The sequence below is a fragment of the Mumia zhuanghuii genome (assembly GCF_042681565.1).
Classification (GTDB): domain Bacteria; phylum Actinomycetota; class Actinomycetes; order Propionibacteriales; family Nocardioidaceae; genus Mumia.
This window is the reverse complement of sequence record NZ_JBHUFT010000008.1, coordinates 353589-370625: the sequence shown is the minus strand read 5'-3', so window position 1 is coordinate 370625 and position 17037 is coordinate 353589. Positions and strand designations below refer to the sequence as shown.

At 69.5% G+C, this 17037-nt stretch carries 15 protein-coding genes; 3 read left to right on the top strand and 12 right to left on the bottom strand.

Going from position 1 to position 17037, the window contains the following annotated elements; genetic code table 11:
- Positions 1-11 precede the first annotated feature (11 nt).
- The 9 genes from ACFSDF_RS10125 to ACFSDF_RS10085 all read right to left on the bottom strand — a co-directional run bounded on the left by ACFSDF_RS10125 (position 12) and on the right by ACFSDF_RS10085 (position 8091).
- The gene (locus tag ACFSDF_RS10125) at positions 12-920 is read right to left on the bottom strand and encodes a glycoside hydrolase family protein (RefSeq protein WP_377157367.1); all 909 of its coding nucleotides are present in this window, start codon (positions 918-920) and stop codon (positions 12-14) included.
- Positions 921-1015: 95 nt separating this feature from the next.
- Entirely contained in the window at positions 1016-1858 is an 843-nt protein-coding gene (locus tag ACFSDF_RS10120; protein ID WP_167001997.1) for a PHP domain-containing protein, read from the bottom strand.
- Positions 1859-1976: 118 nt separating this feature from the next.
- Entirely contained in the window at positions 1977-3590 is a 1614-nt protein-coding gene (locus ACFSDF_RS10115) for a DHA2 family efflux MFS transporter permease subunit (protein ID WP_167001995.1), read from the bottom strand.
- Positions 3587-4051 (bottom strand): MarR family winged helix-turn-helix transcriptional regulator, encoded by a 465-nt coding sequence (locus tag ACFSDF_RS10110; RefSeq protein WP_167001993.1) that lies wholly within the window; start codon positions 4049-4051, stop codon positions 3587-3589. Before ACFSDF_RS10110 ends, ACFSDF_RS10115 begins: the two co-directional genes overlap by 4 nt.
- Before the next feature lie 58 nt (positions 4052-4109).
- Positions 4110-4643: a MaoC family dehydratase gene (locus ACFSDF_RS10105; RefSeq protein ID WP_167001991.1), complete on the bottom strand. Its 534-nt coding sequence runs from the start codon at positions 4641-4643 to the stop codon at positions 4110-4112.
- Positions 4644-4683: 40 nt separating this feature from the next.
- Positions 4684-5889, bottom strand: coding sequence for a cation:proton antiporter (locus ACFSDF_RS10100; protein ID WP_377157364.1), 1206 nt, complete (start codon positions 5887-5889; stop codon positions 4684-4686).
- A 15-nt stretch (positions 5890-5904) separates the two neighbouring features.
- Entirely contained in the window at positions 5905-6474 is a 570-nt protein-coding gene (locus tag ACFSDF_RS10095; protein WP_167001989.1) for a histidine phosphatase family protein, read from the bottom strand.
- Between the two features lie 10 nt (positions 6475-6484).
- Complete coding sequence (locus ACFSDF_RS10090; protein ID WP_167001987.1) at positions 6485-7540, bottom strand: DUF2332 domain-containing protein; 1056 nt, start codon at positions 7538-7540, stop codon at positions 6485-6487.
- Positions 7537-8091 (bottom strand): YflT domain-containing protein, encoded by a 555-nt coding sequence (locus ACFSDF_RS10085; protein WP_182397144.1) that lies wholly within the window; start codon positions 8089-8091, stop codon positions 7537-7539. The genes ACFSDF_RS10090 and ACFSDF_RS10085 overlap by 4 nt, the downstream gene beginning before the upstream one ends.
- Before the next feature lie 176 nt (positions 8092-8267).
- Between ACFSDF_RS10085 and ACFSDF_RS10080 the strand changes: the two genes are divergently transcribed.
- From ACFSDF_RS10080 to ACFSDF_RS10070, 3 genes are all read left to right on the top strand, one after another.
- Complete coding sequence (locus tag ACFSDF_RS10080; protein WP_167001985.1) at positions 8268-9515, top strand: acetate/propionate family kinase; 1248 nt, start codon at positions 8268-8270, stop codon at positions 9513-9515.
- A complete protein-coding gene (locus tag ACFSDF_RS10075; protein WP_167001983.1) occupies positions 9512-11902 on the top strand; it encodes a phosphoketolase family protein in 2391 nt (796 codons plus the stop codon). The genes ACFSDF_RS10080 and ACFSDF_RS10075 overlap by 4 nt, the downstream gene beginning before the upstream one ends.
- A 98-nt stretch (positions 11903-12000) precedes the next feature.
- Positions 12001-12396, top strand: a complete 396-nt coding sequence (locus tag ACFSDF_RS10070; RefSeq protein WP_167001981.1) for a hypothetical protein — start codon at positions 12001-12003, stop codon at positions 12394-12396.
- Between the two features lie 7 nt (positions 12397-12403).
- Here ACFSDF_RS10070 and ACFSDF_RS10065 read toward each other — a convergent pair whose 3' ends face one another.
- The 3 genes from ACFSDF_RS10065 to ACFSDF_RS10055 form a co-directional block, all read right to left on the bottom strand.
- Positions 12404-14533 (bottom strand): RecQ family ATP-dependent DNA helicase, encoded by a 2130-nt coding sequence (locus tag ACFSDF_RS10065; RefSeq protein WP_167248816.1) that lies wholly within the window; start codon positions 14531-14533, stop codon positions 12404-12406.
- A gap of 185 nt (positions 14534-14718) precedes the next feature.
- A complete protein-coding gene (locus tag ACFSDF_RS10060; RefSeq protein WP_167001979.1) occupies positions 14719-15915 on the bottom strand; it encodes an acyl-CoA dehydrogenase family protein in 1197 nt (398 codons plus the stop codon).
- Positions 15916-15967: 52 nt separating this feature from the next.
- Positions 15968-16936 carry an HpcH/HpaI aldolase/citrate lyase family protein gene (locus ACFSDF_RS10055; protein ID WP_167001977.1) on the bottom strand — a complete coding sequence of 323 codons (969 nt, stop codon included), beginning with the start codon at positions 16934-16936 and terminating at the stop codon, positions 15968-15970.
- Between the last annotated feature and the right edge of the window lie 101 nt (positions 16937-17037).

Below are 17037 nucleotides of genomic sequence, written 5' to 3'. Positions count from 1 at the left end.
AGCCGCGAGAGTCAGTCGTTGCGCGTCAGCGACGTCATGAGGTCGTGAGCGCCGTCGGGGCGAGCCGCCTCGAAGTAGAACCGGGTCGTGCCGTCGGGCAACGGCACCGCCGAGGCGTACCGCAGCGCTCCGTCGGACTCTGAGGAGTGCGCGACCGGCGCACCGTCGACCGGCTCGAGCTCCCCGTCGATCCTGTGCGCGCGGGCGAGGCCTGTCTGCTCGAACCAGTTGGACGCGGCGTCCGCGCGCCCGTCGTACAGGACGGTGAGCGGCTCGCGGTCGAGCACGGCTGTCACACGAGCGCCGCGCGCATCCCACGAGCCCGCGGTCGGGGCGAGGACGATGCCATGGTCCGCCCACGTCAGACCGTCCGTGCTCGTCGCGTAGCGCGTGGCCATCCGGTCCTCGGCTCCACGCACGTCGAGCGGATGACAGCAGACCCACAGGTGCCACCCGTCCTCGTCGAGGAGCACCACGGGATCCTTCACACCGACAGTTTCGTCTCCCGGCAGCACGACCGTACGACGGCCGCGGGGGAGGTCGCGCACGGTCGGAGCGTCGACCGCCTCGATCCACCAGTGCTTCGACCCCGGCGTCGCGCAGCTCAGATAGATCCGCCACCCGGCGTCGCCCATGATGACCAGCGCGGGGCGCTCGAACGACTCGGCGCCGAAGTCCTCGCGGTGGATCTCCGTGACCTGCTCGAACCGCAGCCCGTCCTCCGAGCGCGCCACGACGACGCTGACCCCGCGTCCGGAGTCGAGCGGACGGCGGACCCGATAGGCGAGCCAGAACGCGCCCTCGGCATAGATCGCTGACGGGGCGCCGGCCCAGTTGCCGGGGCCGGGTGCGGGTGCGGACACGACGACCTCCGCGCCCTCGAAGCGCGGAAGGGTGGGTTCGACAGTGATGCTCACCATTAAAGTCTACTGACCCACTCCAGATGGGTCGTGGGTTTCTCTCACCCAGCGCGCCGGCAGAAAGTGACCCGGCGAGGGCAGAAAGTGACCCGGGGTCAGCGGAAGAGGGTGACCCGGTCGCCGAGGAGCCGTACGGCCTGGTCCGGGCCCGTCGTGTTGATCCCGAGGTCGTACCCGACCTTGCCCGTCCCGTGATAGTCGCTCGACCCCGTGACGACGAGGTCGAGGTCGCCAGCGATCGCCCGCAGCGCCGCACGCGTGTCGGCGTCGTGGTCGTTGTGGTCGATCTCGAGCCCGGCGAGCCCGACGTCGGCGAGCTCGCCGATCGTCTCCGCCGTGAGGACCGAACGGCTCTGTCGCGTCCACGGATGCGCGATCACCGCGCGTCCCCCGGCGGCGACCAGCAGCCGGATCATGTGCTCGAGGTCGGCCGCGTAGCGGTCGACGTACGCCGGGCGCCCCGGCATCAGGAACCTCTCGAACGCCTCGTCGCGGCTCGCGACCACGCCCGCGATCCGCAGCGCGTCGGCGACGTGCGGGCGTCCGGTGGCCGCGGCGTCACCCGAGACGGCGAGGACGTCGTCCTCGGTGATCGGGATGCCGAGCTCGTTGAGCTTGGCGAGGGTCTTGGGGAGGCGGTCCTGCCGCCCCCGCAGCACCTGCTCGAGCTCGGCGAGCAGCGCCGGGTCGGACGGGTCGGGCTCGTAGCCGAGCAGGTGCACTCCGCGGTGACGGAACGTGCACGAGATCTCCAGACCCTTCACGAGGGTGATGCCGACCCGGTCGGCGGCGATCTGCGCCTCGTCCCACCCCGTCATCGCGTCGTGGTCGGTCAGCGCGACCACAGCGAGTCCGGCGCGAGCCGCGTTCTCGACCAGCTCCGTCGGGCTGTCGGTGCCGTCGGACCGGCGCGAGTGGGTGTGGAGGTCGATGAGCACGCGGTCAGGTTACCGGCGACGTCCGGCGCCAGACACACCAACGGCGGTGGGCCCGCTGTCACCGACCCCCGTTCGGTGACAGCAGACCCACCGCCGAAGCAGAGGTGTCAGCTCCTCGTCAGTGCATGACCACCGGAGCCTGCGCAGCACCCTCGTCCTCGCGCTCGATCCGCTTGCGCGGAAGGAAGAACGCGGGAACCATCGTCAGCGCGATCAGCACCGTCGCCAGGACGAACGCGACGCCGAACGCATCAGCAGCCTCGGCGAGCCCCTGGGTGATCAGGTTCGCAGGGATCAGGTCGAGCAGCTCCGGCTTGCTCCACGAGCCGATCGCGGCCTCGGCGAGCGAGGTGTCGGCTAGTTCGGCGGGGGTGTTCGGCGGGAGGGCCAGCAGCTCGCCGAGCGACTTGCCACTCGCCAGCTGGTTGGTCAGCACCACCGAGAACACCGCCGTACCGATGGATGCCGCGACCTGCTGGATGATGTTCATCAGCGTCGAGCCCCGAGCGATCGTGTGGTCGGTGAGCGTGGCGAGCGCCGCCGTCATCGTCGGCATCATCGTCAGACCCATGCCGAGGCCCATCACGAACAGCGCGCCCAGCAGGAACGGGTACGAGGTGTCGGCGCCGACCTGCGTGAAGCCCGCCATGCCAAGCGTCGTCAGCGCGAGACCACCGAGCACGACCTTGCCGGGGCCGATGCGGTCGGTGAGTGCGCCACCGATCGGCATCGTGAGCATTGCTCCGATGCCCTGCGGCGCCAGCAGGAGACCGGCCATGAGGGTCGTCTCTCCGCGGATCTGCAGGAAGTACGCCGCGAACAGGATGCTCGCGCCGAAGAACGCGACCGCGAAGAACGCCATCGTGACCACCGCGACCGTGAGGTTGCGGTGCTTGAAGAGCCGCAGGTCGACCAGCGGGTGCTCGGGACGGAACGCGTGGAAGACGAAGGCCACGATGAGCACGGCTCCGATCGCCGCGGTGACGAGCACCTTGGTCGCCCAGATCGTGCCCTCCTCGGGGATCGAGGAGACACCGAACAGGAACAGCGCGAGGCCCGGCGACAGGAGGATCATGCCGGTCCAGTCGAACGACTCCGATGGCTCCGGCGAGTCCTTCGGCAGCACGCGCCATGCGTAGACGAGCCCGATGATGCCAATCGGCAGGTTGATCAGGAAGATCCAGTGCCAGTTGAGGCTCTCGATGAGCCAGCCGCCGAGGATCGGGCCGGCGATCGGGCCGAGCAGCATCGGGACCCCGAGGACGGCCATCACGCGGCCGATCCGGTGCGGACCGGCGGCGCGGGTCATGATCGTCATGCCCAGCGGCATCAGCATGCCGCCGCCGAGGCCCTGGATCACACGGAAGGCCACGAGCTCGGTGATGCCACCGGCGAGGCTGCAGAGCACGGAGCCGGCGGTGAAGAGCACCAGCGCGGTCATGTAGAGACGCTTCGTGCCAAATCGGTCGGCAGCCCACCCTGTCAGCGGGATGACGGTCGCGAGCGCGAGCGTGTACGCGGTCATCGACCACGCGACCTCGGCGTACGAGGCGTCGAACTCGTTCTGGAAGGTCGGGAGGGCGACGCTGACGACGGTGATGTCGAGGATCGACATGATCGCGCCGAGCACGACCACGCCCGCCACCTTGAGGACGGCGGCGTCGAGCTTGTCACTGCCGTCAGGCGTGCTGTGGGGACCAGGGCCGGGTGGCGTCTGGGTGTCTTGACTCATGAAGAAGGGTCCTTACCCGGGGGTGTGGGTTGGCGTTCGGCGAGGGCGGCTCGTAGCGCGCGATCAAGAAGGCTACGTGTCGGGTCCGACAGATCGCGAACGATTTCTTGGAGGGCCGCCCGCTTGGTCTTCAGCTGACGTCCGACGAGGTCACGCCCCTCGTCGGTGAGGGTGACGACGCGGACACGACGGTCCTTCGCGCACTCCTGCCGGCGGATCAGTCCGAGCCCGACCAGCTGGTCGACGGCGCGGCCGGCCGCGGCCACCGAGATCTCGAGCGCCCGGGCGACGTCGGTGATCTGGGTGTCCTCCGACCGGCTCGCCACGGTCAGCAGCGTGCGTACCTGCGTGGCGGAGAGGTCGGCGGCGCGGAACGCATCGATCCCCTCCTCCTCACAGCACGCGGCCACCTGGAGGAAGAACTCCTCCAGGCGGCCGGCAAGGGATTCGGGTGTCGTCACCCGAAGATGTTAACCCAAATGCAAATGTTTCTGAAAAGCGATTATTGCGTGACGTACATCACTCGGCGTTCGGGCCGGGCCAGTTCTTGTCCGGCACCGGCACGGGACGGCCGGGCTGCTCGCCGCCGCGCTCCTCGAGGTAGCTGTCCTTCGGGACCATCACCTTGCGACGGAAGATGCAGACGACCTTGCCATCCTGGTTGTAGCCGATCGTCTCGACGTAGACGACTCCGCGATCGTCCTTGCTCTTGCTCTCCCACTTGTCGAGCACGGTCGTCTCGCCATAGATCGTGTCGCCGTGGAAGGTCGGGGCGACGTGGCGCAGCGACTCGATCTCGAGGTTCGCGATGGCCTTGCCCGAGATGTCCGGCACGCTCATGCCGAGCAGCAGCGAGTAGACGTAGTTGCCCACGACCACGTTCTTGCCGAACTGCGTCGTCTTCTCGGCGTAGTTGGCGTCCATGTGGAGCGGGTGGTGGTTCATCGTGAGCAGGCTGAAGAGGTGGTCGTCGTACTCGGTGACCGTCTTCCCTGGCCAGTGCTTGTAGGTCGCGCCGACCTCGAACTCCTCGTAGCTGCGGCCGAACTGCATGGGCACTCCTCACGTCGATGAACCGGCGGTGCGCCTGTCATCATGACCGATCCGGCTCCGGCGTCCCGGGTCGGGTGGCCTCATCCCGGGCGAGCAAAGTCGCCGTCGTCGGCAGCAGTAGGACGGTGATCGCGCCGCCCGCGACGAGGATCGACGCCGTCGTCTGGGTCATCTCCCCCGCGTCGACCGCGACCGTGCTCACCGCAACCATGATCGGTAAGCCGGTCGAGGCCCACAGAGACACCCGTACGGAGTCACGCACGCCGAAGCTGCGGGTGCCGTCGGGCTCGCGCTGCAGCAGCGTCGCCACCAGTACCGGCCCTCCGCGCACCAGCAGGATGAGGAGGACGAAGGCGATGAGGACGACCGGCTCCTTCGACACAGCAGCGGGGTCGATCGCCATTCCGGAGGTCACGAAGAAAACGGGGATGAGGAGGCCGAAGGCGAGCCCGTCGATCTTGGTCTCGAGTCGCTCGTCCCCTCCGGGAAGTGCCCGCCGGAGGATGAAGCCGGCCGCGAAGGCGGCCAGGATGGTGTCGAGCTTGACGGCCAGAGCGAGAGCGCTCAGGGACACCAGGAGCAGCACGGTGAAGCGTACGGTCGTCTGTGCCGTCGTCTCGGCGCCGGCGCGCACGAGGCCCGGGATCACCGACGCCGGCGGCAGGAGTTTCGTCGGTACGACCGCGACCAGGACAGCCGCCACGCCGAAGAGCAGGAGCGACAGCACTGCGCGCTCCGGCCCGTTGACGCCGAGCAGGATGACCATCGCCACGACCGGCCCCAACTCCCCGAACGTCCCGTGGTTGACGACCGTCCGACCGAACCGCGTCCTCGTCAGCCCCGAGTCCTTGAGGATGGGGAGCAAGGTCCCGAGCGCGGTGGAGGTCAGCGCGATCGCCACGGCCGTCTCGGCGTGCCTCGCCAGCGCGGTCGCCGAAAGGAGCGCGACGGTCGCGAACGCCAGCGCCAGGCAGACGAGCCAGGTCACCAGAGCGCGGCGTCCGCCCCTGCCACGCAGCTCGTCCACCTCGATCTCGTAGCCCGCGAGCAGGAAGAGGAAGCCGAGACCGAGCTCACGCAGGAGGTCGATCGGCGGCTCGACCCCGGCGAGGTCGAGCACGAAGGGGCCGACGACGATCCCTCCGACGAGCAGCAGCACGACCTCCGGCACCAGCCGTCGCGGCATCGCCGCCGCGACGACCGGGGCGATCGCGGCCACCAGCATGATCCAGAAAAGCGACTCCACGCGTCCCCCTCGCGCTCAGCAGTTCCAGCGCTCAATCACCGGATCCGTGTCGTGCTCATACCCGAGCACCGACAGTGTGGCGGTGTCGAGCGCGAGTCGCGCGCCGAACCGGACCGGCTCCCCGAGGTATCGCGCCGCGAGCGCACGCAGCGCGTGGCCGTGCCCGAAGACCAGCACCGGGCCGTCCTCGGCACGGACCCGGGCGACGACCCGGTCGAGGCGCGCCGCCACCTCGTCCGCGGTCTCACCTCCGACCTCTCCCGCGCCGTGCGTCCAGGTCGTCCACCCCGGCACGTCCTCGCGGATCTGTGGCGTCGTCAGTCCCTCGTACGCCCCGTAGTCCCACTCGGCCAGCTCCGGCACGACCACGGCGTCGGGGAAGCCCGCGAGCTCGGCCGTGCGCCGTGCGCGCATCCGCGGGCTCGTCAGGACCAGCGCGAAGGACGTGCCTGCCAGTCGCGGCAGGAGGTCGCGTGCGCGTTCCTCGCCGTCAGGCAGCAGCGGCAGGTCCGTATGGCTCGTGTGGCGTCCGTTTCGCGCCCACTCGGTCGGCCCGTGCCGCACCATCCACAGCTGCGCCGGCATCGCTGACTCCTCAGGCCGTCCACGTGACGGGAAGGCCGTGCGGCGGCGCGGACCCGATCTCCGTCGCCTCGCCGAACGGCCACGTTGTCAGGATGACCGGGTACGGGCCGGCGAGCACGTCAGCGGGCTCGAGCCGGACGTGCGCCAGGACACGATCGACATCTGCGGTCGCACCGAGCGCGTCGAGCCGCTCGACGATGCGCCGCTGCTCGTCGTCGTCGAGGTACGGCCACGTGATCGAGTGCCAGACCACCGTGGCCGTCCCGTCGACGAGCTCGAGCGCGTCGAGTCCGTCGGCGGCGCTGCGCTGCTCGAGCCGTACGGGCACCTCCTGCGCGATCGTCGTCGCGGCGCGCAGGCGGGAGAGTCGTTCGGTCATGTCGGGCCAGGTGTACGCCTCGAGGACACGCCGGTCGTCCGCCTGTCCGATGTCGAGCGGGGTGAGGTCGAAGCCGGTGCGCTCGACGATCTCGAGCGGGGCATCGACGGGTGGCGAGAGCCCTTTCCACGCGCCGCGCATCGCGACGCGGGAGTCGACGGGTCCCCACCAGCCCGAGGGCGATCCGAAGCGGTAGTGGTCGACGCGCAGGTTGAGTCCGGCGCTCGCACCGATCTCGATCAGCCGCACGGGCAGCGCGAACCGGTCGGCGACACGCAGAACGCCGCCGGCGAGGGCGGCGGAGCGGCCGACCTCGTTGGTCTGCAGGGGGTGGTCGAGCGACGCGTGCAGCCGCTCGCGGTGCTCCACGAGCGCCGCGCGTACGTGGGGCCACGCAACGTCGCGATCCCACACGCCGCCGACACTCGGGTACGACGCAGCGAGCGCGGGCACCTCGTCGTCGAGGACGAGGCGGTGAAGCCCGCCCACCAGCCTCAGCGCGAGCAGGACCGGCGGAGCAGCACCGTCGTCCGCGAGGGGGCCGAGCACGTCCTTCGTCGGGCCGCCGCCGGCGAGGTCGTCGGCCAGCGCGCCGATCAGGTCGCCGTACATCGGCGACCCGAGCGACGCGCAGATCTCCGCCTGCCGCCGGAACGCCGTGACGGCTCGGGTGTCGGAGCTGCTCACGCCTCGGGGGGCGCCTGCGCGGGCGGCGGCTGCGGCGGAGCTGTCGGTGCCTGCGGGGCGGACTGCCCCGCGCCAGCCTGGTGGGCGCCTGCCAGCAGGCGCTGCCCGTCCGCGAGGAGCTTGTGCTCGACGAGCAGCTCGTACCGCGACGCCACCACCTGCGTCACCGAGGTGAAGTCACGACGCCCGCCGGTGAACGCGTACCCGATCAAACCCCAGACGACACCGAACACCAGGCCGAAGAGGATCGCCGACAGCACGATCGGGAACCAGTCCCCGGGCTCAGCGAAGATCCCCACGATGAGTCCGAGGAGCAGGCCGAACCACGCTCCGGTGGCCGCGCCGTACCCTGCCGCCTTGCCCCACGTCATCCGGCCGGTCACACGCTCGACCTGCTTGAGGTCGGTGCCGACGATCATGATGTTCTCGACCGGGAACTTCTGGTCGGATAGGTAGTCCACCGCTCGCTGCGCGTCGGCGTACTGGTCGAAGAACGCCAGGTGCTGGGGATACTCCAGCCTGAACCCCTGCCTGCCCTGCTGCTGCGCCATGCGATTCCTCCTCATCGACTGCAGATCACCCTAGTGACTCGGAGCGGCGTGCGCCTTGTGTGACGCGCTCGTGCGGGAGGATCTACTCAGAGTGCGGCGACCAGCCCACGGAGACAGACTGAGCGGGTGGCCCCGCGGATCGCGCCGCAGCAGCTGCCCGTGCGAGGAGGGTAACGATGCCGGACGAGACGGTGCTCGTCATCAATGCGGGCTCGTCGTCACTGAAGTACGAGCTTCGTGACGCGACGTCGGGTACGCGGCTGGGACGAGGGATCGTCTCCCGTATCGGGCACGACGGCACGTCGTTGCGCTATCAGGTCACCGGCGAGGAGCCGACCGAGCGGCCGCTGCCCGGTGCCTCGTACGCCGACGCGATCGCCGCGATGTTCGGACGCTTCGACGAAGCCGGTGCGCGCCTCGACGGGCTGATCGGCGTCGGCCACCGTGTCGTGCACGGCGGCACGACCTTCAGCGCACCTGTCGTGGTCGATGACGACGTGCTCGCGCAGATCGACGCATTGTCGTCGCTCGCGCCGCTGCACAACCCGGTCGCAGTCGAGTGCCTGCGGCTGATGAAGGAGCGCGATCCCGACCTCCCCCAGGTCGCCGTCTTTGACACGGCGTTCCACGCGACGCTGCCGTGGGAGGCCTACACGTTCGCGATCCCGCAGGACCTCGCCCAGACCCACCAGCTGCGCCGGTACGGGTTCCACGGGACGTCGGTCGAGTACGTCACCGGCCGGACCGCGGCGCTGCTCGGGATCCCTGAGGCCGAGGTCAACCTCATCGTCTGCCACCTCGGCAACGGCGCCTCGATCACCGCGGTGCAGGGCGGCCGCAGCGTCGACACGTCGATGGGCTTCACGCCTCTGTCCGGCCTTGTGATGGGGACGCGCTCCGGAGACTTCGACGCGTCGGCGGTGCTGTTCCTCCAGGACTCGGCCGGGATGACGACGCGAGAGGTCGCCGAGCTCCTCGAGCGTCGCAGCGGGCTGCTCGGGCTGACCGGCGACTCCGACATGGCCGTGATCGCCGATCGCGCCGCCGACGGGGACGAGGCCGCCCTTGGCGCCGTACGCCTCGCCGTGTACCGGATCCGTCAGTACGTCGGCGCCTACCTCGCCATCGTCCCCGGTGTCCACGCGCTGGTCTTCACCGCCGGGATCGGCGAGAACGACGCCAACCTTCGTGTCGAGGTCTGCGATCCGCTCGGCCACCTCGGGATCGAGATCGACCACGACCGCAACGTCTCCCCTGTGCCTCCCGAGGGCCTCGTGATCGGCGGTGGACCGATCCGCGTCGCGGTCGTCCCCACCGATGAGGAGGCCGAGATCGCTCAGCACACCGTCGCCCTGGTCCGGACGGGCTCACCCGCCCGCCCGGCGTCGACGGCGGACCACTCCGGAGCAAAGGAGCACGCATGACCGAGTCGTCCTTCGACGTGACCGCGTTCGCGAACCCGTCCGACCAGGAGGTCGCGACGGTCGACGCGTGGTGGCGGGCGAACAACTACCTGACGGTCGCGCAGATCTACCTCAAGAGCAACGTGCTCCTGCAGCGCCCGCTGTCTGCTGACGACATCAAGCCGCGCCTGCTCGGTCACTGGGGCACGAGCCCCGGGCAGTCCTTCATCTACGCCCACATGAACCGGCTGATCCGCCAGACCGGTCAGTCCTCGATCTATCTGTCCGGGCCCGGCCACGGTGGCCCTGCGATCGTCGCTGCGGGCTATCTCGAGGGCACCTACTCCGAGGTCTATCCCGAGGTCTCGCTCGACACCGAGGGCCTCACCCGCCTCTGCCGGCAGTTCTCGACCCCCGGCGGGATCCCCAGCCACGTCTCGGTGACGACGCCGGGCTCGATCCACGAGGGCGGCGAGCTCGGCTACGTCCTCATCCACGCGTTCGGGGCGATCTTCGACAACCCCGACCTGCTGGCGGTGGCGGTCGTCGGTGACGGCGAGGCCGAGACCGGTCCGCTCGAGGGGTCCTGGAAGGGCATCTCCTTCGTCAACCCCGAGCGCGACGGCGCCGTGCTGCCGATCCTGCACCTCAACGACGGCAAGATCGCCAGCCCGACCGTGCTTGGCCGCAAACCTCCCGAGGAGGTACGTGAGCTCTTCACCGGTCACGGCTACGACGTGCTCGAGGTGGAGGGCGAGGACCTGCCGGGCATGCACCTGCGCTTCGCCGCGGTGCTCGCCGAGGCGTACGGCAAGATCAAGGCGATCCAGGATGCGGCACGCGGAGGCACCTGGGACGGTGAGATGCCGCGCTGGCCGATGATCGTGATGCGGACCCCCAAGGGATGGACAGGCCCGCACGAGATCGACGGCGTCGTGGTCGAGGGCACCTGGCGCGCACACCAAGTGCCGTTGTCCGGCGTCCGCGACAACCCCGAGCACCTCGCGATCCTCGAGGCGTGGATGAGGTCGTACGGTCCAGACGAGCTCTTCCCAGACGGCCGGCCGAGTGCCGAGGTCGACGAGAACAACCCCGAGGGCGACCACAGGATGAGCGCCAACCCGGCCGCGAACGGCGGGGTGCTCACTCAGGACCTCGCCCTGCGGCCGTTCTCCGACTACGCGATCGAGGTGCTGAACCCGGCCGCGGAGCGCTTCGAGAACACCCGCGTGCTCGGTGCGATGATGGCCGACATCTATCGCGACAACCCGCACAACTTCCGGCTGTACTGCCCGGACGAGACCAACTCGAACCGGCTCGGTGCCGTCTTCGAGGTCACCGACCGCGCGTTCATGGAGCGCATCACACCGGACGACGTCAAGATCTCGCGCGACGGTCGGGTGATGGAGGTCCTCAGCGAGCACAACTGCCAGGGCTGGCTCGAGGGCTACAACCTGACCGGACGCCACGGCCTCTTCGCGACGTACGAGTCCTTCGGCATGGTGAGCGCGTCGATGACCGTCCAGCACGCGAAGTGGCTCGAGGAGGCCGGCCACCTGCCGTGGCGCGCCACGATCCCCAGCCTCAACGTCCTGCTGACGTCGACGACGTGGCGCAACGACCACAACGGCTTCTCCCACCAGGGACCGGGTCTGATCAACGTGGTGCTCAACATGCGCGGGACAGTGTCGCGGGTCTACCTGCCGCCGGACGCCAACTGCCTGCTCTCCGTGGCCGACCACTGCTTCAGGTCGCGGTCGTACGTGAACCTCATCGCCATCGACAAGCAGCCGCACCTCCAGTACCTGTCGATCGACGAGGCTGCTGCGCACTGCGAAAAGGGTGCGGGGATCTGGGACTGGGCCGGCAACGACGACGGCACGACGGAGCCCGACATCGTGATGGGGTGCGCCGGAGACGTCCCGACCGCGGAGACGGTCGCGGCGGCGCAGCTGCTGAAGGAGTGGGTCCCGGACCTGTCCGTACGGGTCGTCAACGTCGTGGACCTCATGACGCTGCCGCGCCAGAAGGACCACCCGCACGGGATGTCCGAGGCAGAGTTCTCCGCGCTGTTCACCGACGACGTCGACGTGGTGTTCGCGTTCCACGGCTACCACGGAGCGATCCACAAGCTCGTCCACGGCCGACCGGACGCCGACCGGTTCCACGTCCGCGGCTTCATCGAGCAGGGCACCACGACCACGCCATTCGACATGACGGTGCTCAACGGGATGTCGCGCTACCAGCTCGTCGAGGACGTGCTCAACAACACCAGGGTGACTCCGGCCAACTCGCAGGAGCTGCGCGAGCACTGCGCGCAGATGCTCGAGAAGCACTACCACTACGTGCGCGAGCACCTCCAGGACATGCCCGAGGTCCGGGACTGGGTCTTGAACCCGGCCACCTGAGCCCGGCCCCCGTCCGCGTGGCGTCCGCGGAAGAGCGGACGGGGGTTGACGTCCGTTCGTGTGACGCAGATGTAACACACCGCAACTAGCCTCCCCGAATGGACAGCCAGGCACGAGAGAACGTCCAGTCGTTCGTCACCGCCTGCGAGTACCGCCACATCCCCTTCGAGGACGTGTACACGCGGGTCCAGTCGACGCAGGGGCGGCTGCTGACCTACACGACCTCGCGCAAGCCGGTCACCGCCGGCTGGATCCTGCCGACCGCGGTGCCCGTCGACGACGCGACCCACGCGCTCGTCCTGCCGGTGGGGCTGGTCTACGGCGCGACGACCGTACGGCGCAAGCTGGGCCGCAACGACCGCGGCAACGGCACCTCACCCGAGGCGTGGGTCATGCTCGACGTGTGGTGGAGGCCGTCGTCGGCGCACGACCACGGGCTGACGCAGGCGATGTACGACTTCGTCATCGGCTGGGACCAAACGCACCTGCGGTGAGGAGCCGTCACACGCGTCGGTGCAGGAGCAGTGGCAGGACCGCTGACGCCCCCGCGGCCCGCAGCGCACCACCGACGACGGTCACGGGCCACTGCGACGCGGTGGCGTCGACGACCAGGAGCACGGTACGGCCAGAGATCGCGGCGGCCGTCTCCGCCGGCACCTGCACGGCGTCGCGCCACAGCGCCGCCTCGGCCGCCGACGTCAGGTCGCGGAGGTCGCCTCGGACGGCGGCGGGGTCGACCGGCACCGTCGCCCGCTCGAGCCGTCCGACCTGGGCGAGGTGGTCGGCGACGCTCGCGGTGAGGACGGGGAAGCCTGCGGCCGCGAGGTCGACCGCGACCTCCGGACGGGAACGCCAGTCACCCTTCCAGCGCGACAGCACCCCCACGCACGCGTCTCGCAGCTCCTGCGGTGCCGGTGCGTCCGTCGAGAACGCCTCGCGGACGACCTCGCGCCACTCCGGCGCGTCCGCGTGGATCACCGCACGCCCGGGCTCGACCGTACGGTCGGGACCGATGCGTCCGCGCGACCCGAAGGTGCCGCCCGGCCACATCTTGCGCGGCTCGAGCAGGTTGTCCTGGCCGCGCAGCACGCCGGCCACCGCGCGTACGGTCTCGGGCTGCGGGGCCGCGGCCAGTGCGTCCGGGAGCGCGTCTCGGCACACCGAGCACCGCCCGCACGGCGTCGCCTCCGGGTCGTCGAGCGACTCCTGCAGGAGCTGCATCAAGCACCGCTCGCCCCGCGTATAGGCGCGCATGATGTCGGCCTCGCGGCGGCGTACCGCCACCACACCGTCATAGTGCTCGGCGTCGTACGACCACTCCCGTCCAGTGCGTACCCATCCCCGCTCGACGCGCTCGGTGACCTCGTCGACCGCGAGCTGCTTGAGCATCAGCTCGACACGGCCACGGCGCAGGCCCGTCTCTGCCTCCAGACTCACGACCGTGGCGGGGGCGTCGGGCGTCGCGTCGCCCATCGCCGCGAGCAGCCGCGCGACCTGGTCGGCGACAGGGATCGTCGCCGTGGCGAAGTAGTCCCAGATGCCGTCGTCCGCGCTCGACGGCAGCAGCACCGCGTGCGCGTGGTCGATGGCGCGTCCGGCACGCCCGACCTGCTGGTAGTAGGAGACCGGCGACGGCGGCGCGCCGACGTGGACGACGAACCCGAGGTCAGGCTTGTCGTAGCCCATGCCGAGCGCGGACGTGGCGATGAGCGCCTTGACCTCGTTGCGGCGCAGCGCGTCCTCGAGGCGCTCGCGCTCGGCCGCCTCGAGCTGACCTGTGTAGGCCGCGACCGGCGCCGCCTCACCGTGCACGGCGCGGATCGCCGAGGCCAGCCGACCGGCGTCGGCGACCGTGAGGACGTACACGATGCCGGACCCCGGAAGCGTCGGCAGATGGTCGACCACCCACGCGTAGCGCTCCAGGGGCGACAACCGGTCGACCACGGACAGCTCGAGGCTCGAGCGCGCGAGCGGTCCGCGCAGCACGAGCGTCTCCTCTCCGAGCTGCCGCGCCACGTCCTCCGTCACCCGCGCGTTGGCGGTCGCCGTCGTCGCGAGCACGGGGGTGTCCGGGTTGAGCCGCTGGAGAACGTCGGAGACGCGGCGGTAGTCGGGACGGAAGTCGTGGCCCCAGTCGGAGACCGCGTGCGCCTCGTCGACGACGAGCAGGCCGATCTGGCCCGCGAGCGCGTCGAGCACCCGGCGGCCGAAGCCAGGGTTGGCGAGCCGCTCGGGCGACACGAGCAGCACGTCGACGTCGCCGGCGCGCAACGACTCCTCGATGCGGGACCACTCCTCGATGTTGGACGAGTTGAGCGTCTCCGCCCGCAGACCCGCTCGGCCAGCCGCCGCCACCTGGTCGCGCATCAGCGAGAGCAGCGGCGACACGACCAGCGTGGTCCCCGCACCTTCGTCGCGACGGATCGCGGTCGCCGCCCAGTAGACCGCGGACTTGCCCCAGCCGGTGGCCTGGACGACCAGCACGCGCGCCTTCGGCTCGGACAGCGCGGCGACCGCGCTGACCTGGTCGTCGCGCAGCGTCGCGCCCGGGCCTGCAAGGGCACCGATCACGCGATCGGCGACCGCAGCGCGGGACGGGGTCAGGGTGGGCGGCGCGGTGGTGGACGGCATGTCGTCCACCGTACGCAGCCGCGCCAGCACCCGTCGTACGGCGTCCACAGGCTCCTCGGCTACGACCCCTCGTTGGGGTACCCCAGCGAAACACCACTGCCCCCAGCGTGTGCGCTAGGGGCAGTGGCGTTGGCGTGGGGTACCCGAACGGAGGTACGGCCGGCGGGCCGCACACCGCGACGTGATCAGCGCTGCTTGTAGTCCTTCAGCAGGCTGCGACCGATGATCATCTTCTGGATGTCGCTCGTGCCCTCGCCGATCAGCATGAACGCCGCCTCGCGATAGAGGCGCTCGATCTCGTACTCCTTGGAGTAACCGTAGCCGCCGTGGATCCGGAACGACGCCTCGACGACCTCGTTGCAGTATTCCGAGGCGACCATCTTGGCCATGCCGGCCTCGACGTCGTTGCGCTCGCCGGCGTCCTTCTTGCGGGCGGCCCGCACGACCATCGCGTGCGCGGTCTCGACCTTCGTGCCCATCTCCGCGAGACGGAACAGGATCGCCTGATGCTGCGCGATCGGCTTGCCGAAGGTCTCGCGCTGCTGGGCGTACGCGATGCCGAGCTCGAAGGCACGGTTGGCGATGCCGACCGCACGGGCACCGACGTTCACACGGCCGACCTCGACGCCGTCCATCATCTGGTAGAAGCCCTTGCCGGGCTCGCCGCCGAGGATCTGGTCGGCCGCGATCTCGTGCTTGTCCAAGATCATCTCGGTCGTGTCGATGCCCTTGTAGCCCATCTTGTCGATCTTGCCCGGGATGGTGACACCCTGAGCCGTCTCGCCGAAGCCGGGCTCCTTCTCGATCAGGAACGTCGTCATGTTCTTGTAGACCGAGTCGGCACCTTCGTCGGTCTTGGTCAGCACCGCGACGAGGTTGGACGAGCCGCCGTTGGTGAGCCACATCTTCTGGCCGGTGATCGAGTACGACCCATCGGCCTGCTTGGTCGCCTTCGTCGAGACCGCCGAGACGTCCGAGCCCAGTGCCGGCTCCGACATCGAGAACGCCCCGCGCACCTCGCCCGTGGCCATCCGCGGCAGGTACTTGCTCTTCTGCTCCTCGGTGCCGTGCTGCACGAGCATGTACGCCACGATGAAGTGCGTGTTGATGACGCCCGACACGCTCATCCAGCCGCGGGCGATCTCCTCGACCACCAGCGCGTACGTCAGCAGCGACTCGCCGAGGCCCCCGTACTCCTCGGGGATCGTCAGCCCGAACAGCCCGAGCTCCTTGAGGCCGTCGACGATGGCCTGCGGGTACTCGTCCTTGTGCTCCAGCTCGGTGGCGACCGGGATGATCTCCTTGTCCACGAACTCGCGGACGGTCTTGAGGATCTCCTCCTGGACGTCGGTCAGACCGTCGGTGGTGACCAAGCGACCCATGTTCTTCTCTTCTCTGTCTCTCGTACGACGGCGGCTGAGGTGTCGTACGACCTCAGTCGGTCGGCGCTTCCCACGTGGTGGTGCGCTGCATGCCGGCAGCGCGTCCCTTGGCCGAGATCACGAGGGCCATCTTGCGCGAGGCCTCGTCGATCATCTCGTCGCCGAGCATCGCCGAGCCTTTCTTGCCGCCGGCCTCGGAGGTGAACCAGTCGTATGCGTCGAGGATGTTCTCGGCGTGGTCGTAGTCCTCCTGGCGGGGGCTGAAGACCTCGTTGGCGACGTCGACCTGGCCGGGGTGCAGGACCCACTTGCCGTCGAAGCCGAGCGCAGCCGCGCGCGACGCCACGCGGCGGTAGCCCTCGGTGTCGCGGATCTGGAGGTAAGGCCCGTCGATGGCCTGCTTGTCGTACGCCCGTGCCGCCATGAGGATGCTCATGAGGATGTGGTGGTAGGCGTCGCCGACGTCGTAGCCCGGGGGCTGCTCGCCCACGACGAGCGACTTCATGTTGATGCTCGCCATGAAGTCGGCGGGGCCGAAGATGATGGTCTCGACACGCGGCGACGCGGCGGCGATCGCGTTGACGTTGGTCAGGCCGAGCGCGTTCTCGATCTGCGCCTCGATGCCGATGCGGCCGACCTCGTAGCCCATCGTCTTCTCGATCTGCGTCAGCAGCGTGTCGAGCGCGACGACCTGCTCGGCCGTCTGCACCTTCGGCAGCATGATGCAGTCGAGGTTGGCGCCGGCGCCCTCGACGACCTCGATCACGTCGCGGTAGGTCCACTGGGTCGTCCAGTCGTTGACCCGCACCACGCGGACCTTGTCGCCCCAGCCACCCTCGTTGAGCGCGGCGACGATGTTCTTGCGGGCGTCGGGCTTGGCCAGCGGCGCGACCGCGTCCTCGATGTCGAGGAAGACCTGGTCGGCGGGCAGACCCTTGGCCTTCTCGAGGAAGCGCGGGTTCGAGCCGGGAACGGCGAGGCAGGAGCGGCGCGAGCGAAGCGCCTTGTTTTCGACGGACACGGGTCACCTCGGTGCAGCGGGGACGGGATCAGGCCTGACTGTACCTACGAGTAGTGTTAACGACTAGTAACATGCGTACGAGTGTGACCTGCTTCTCACGC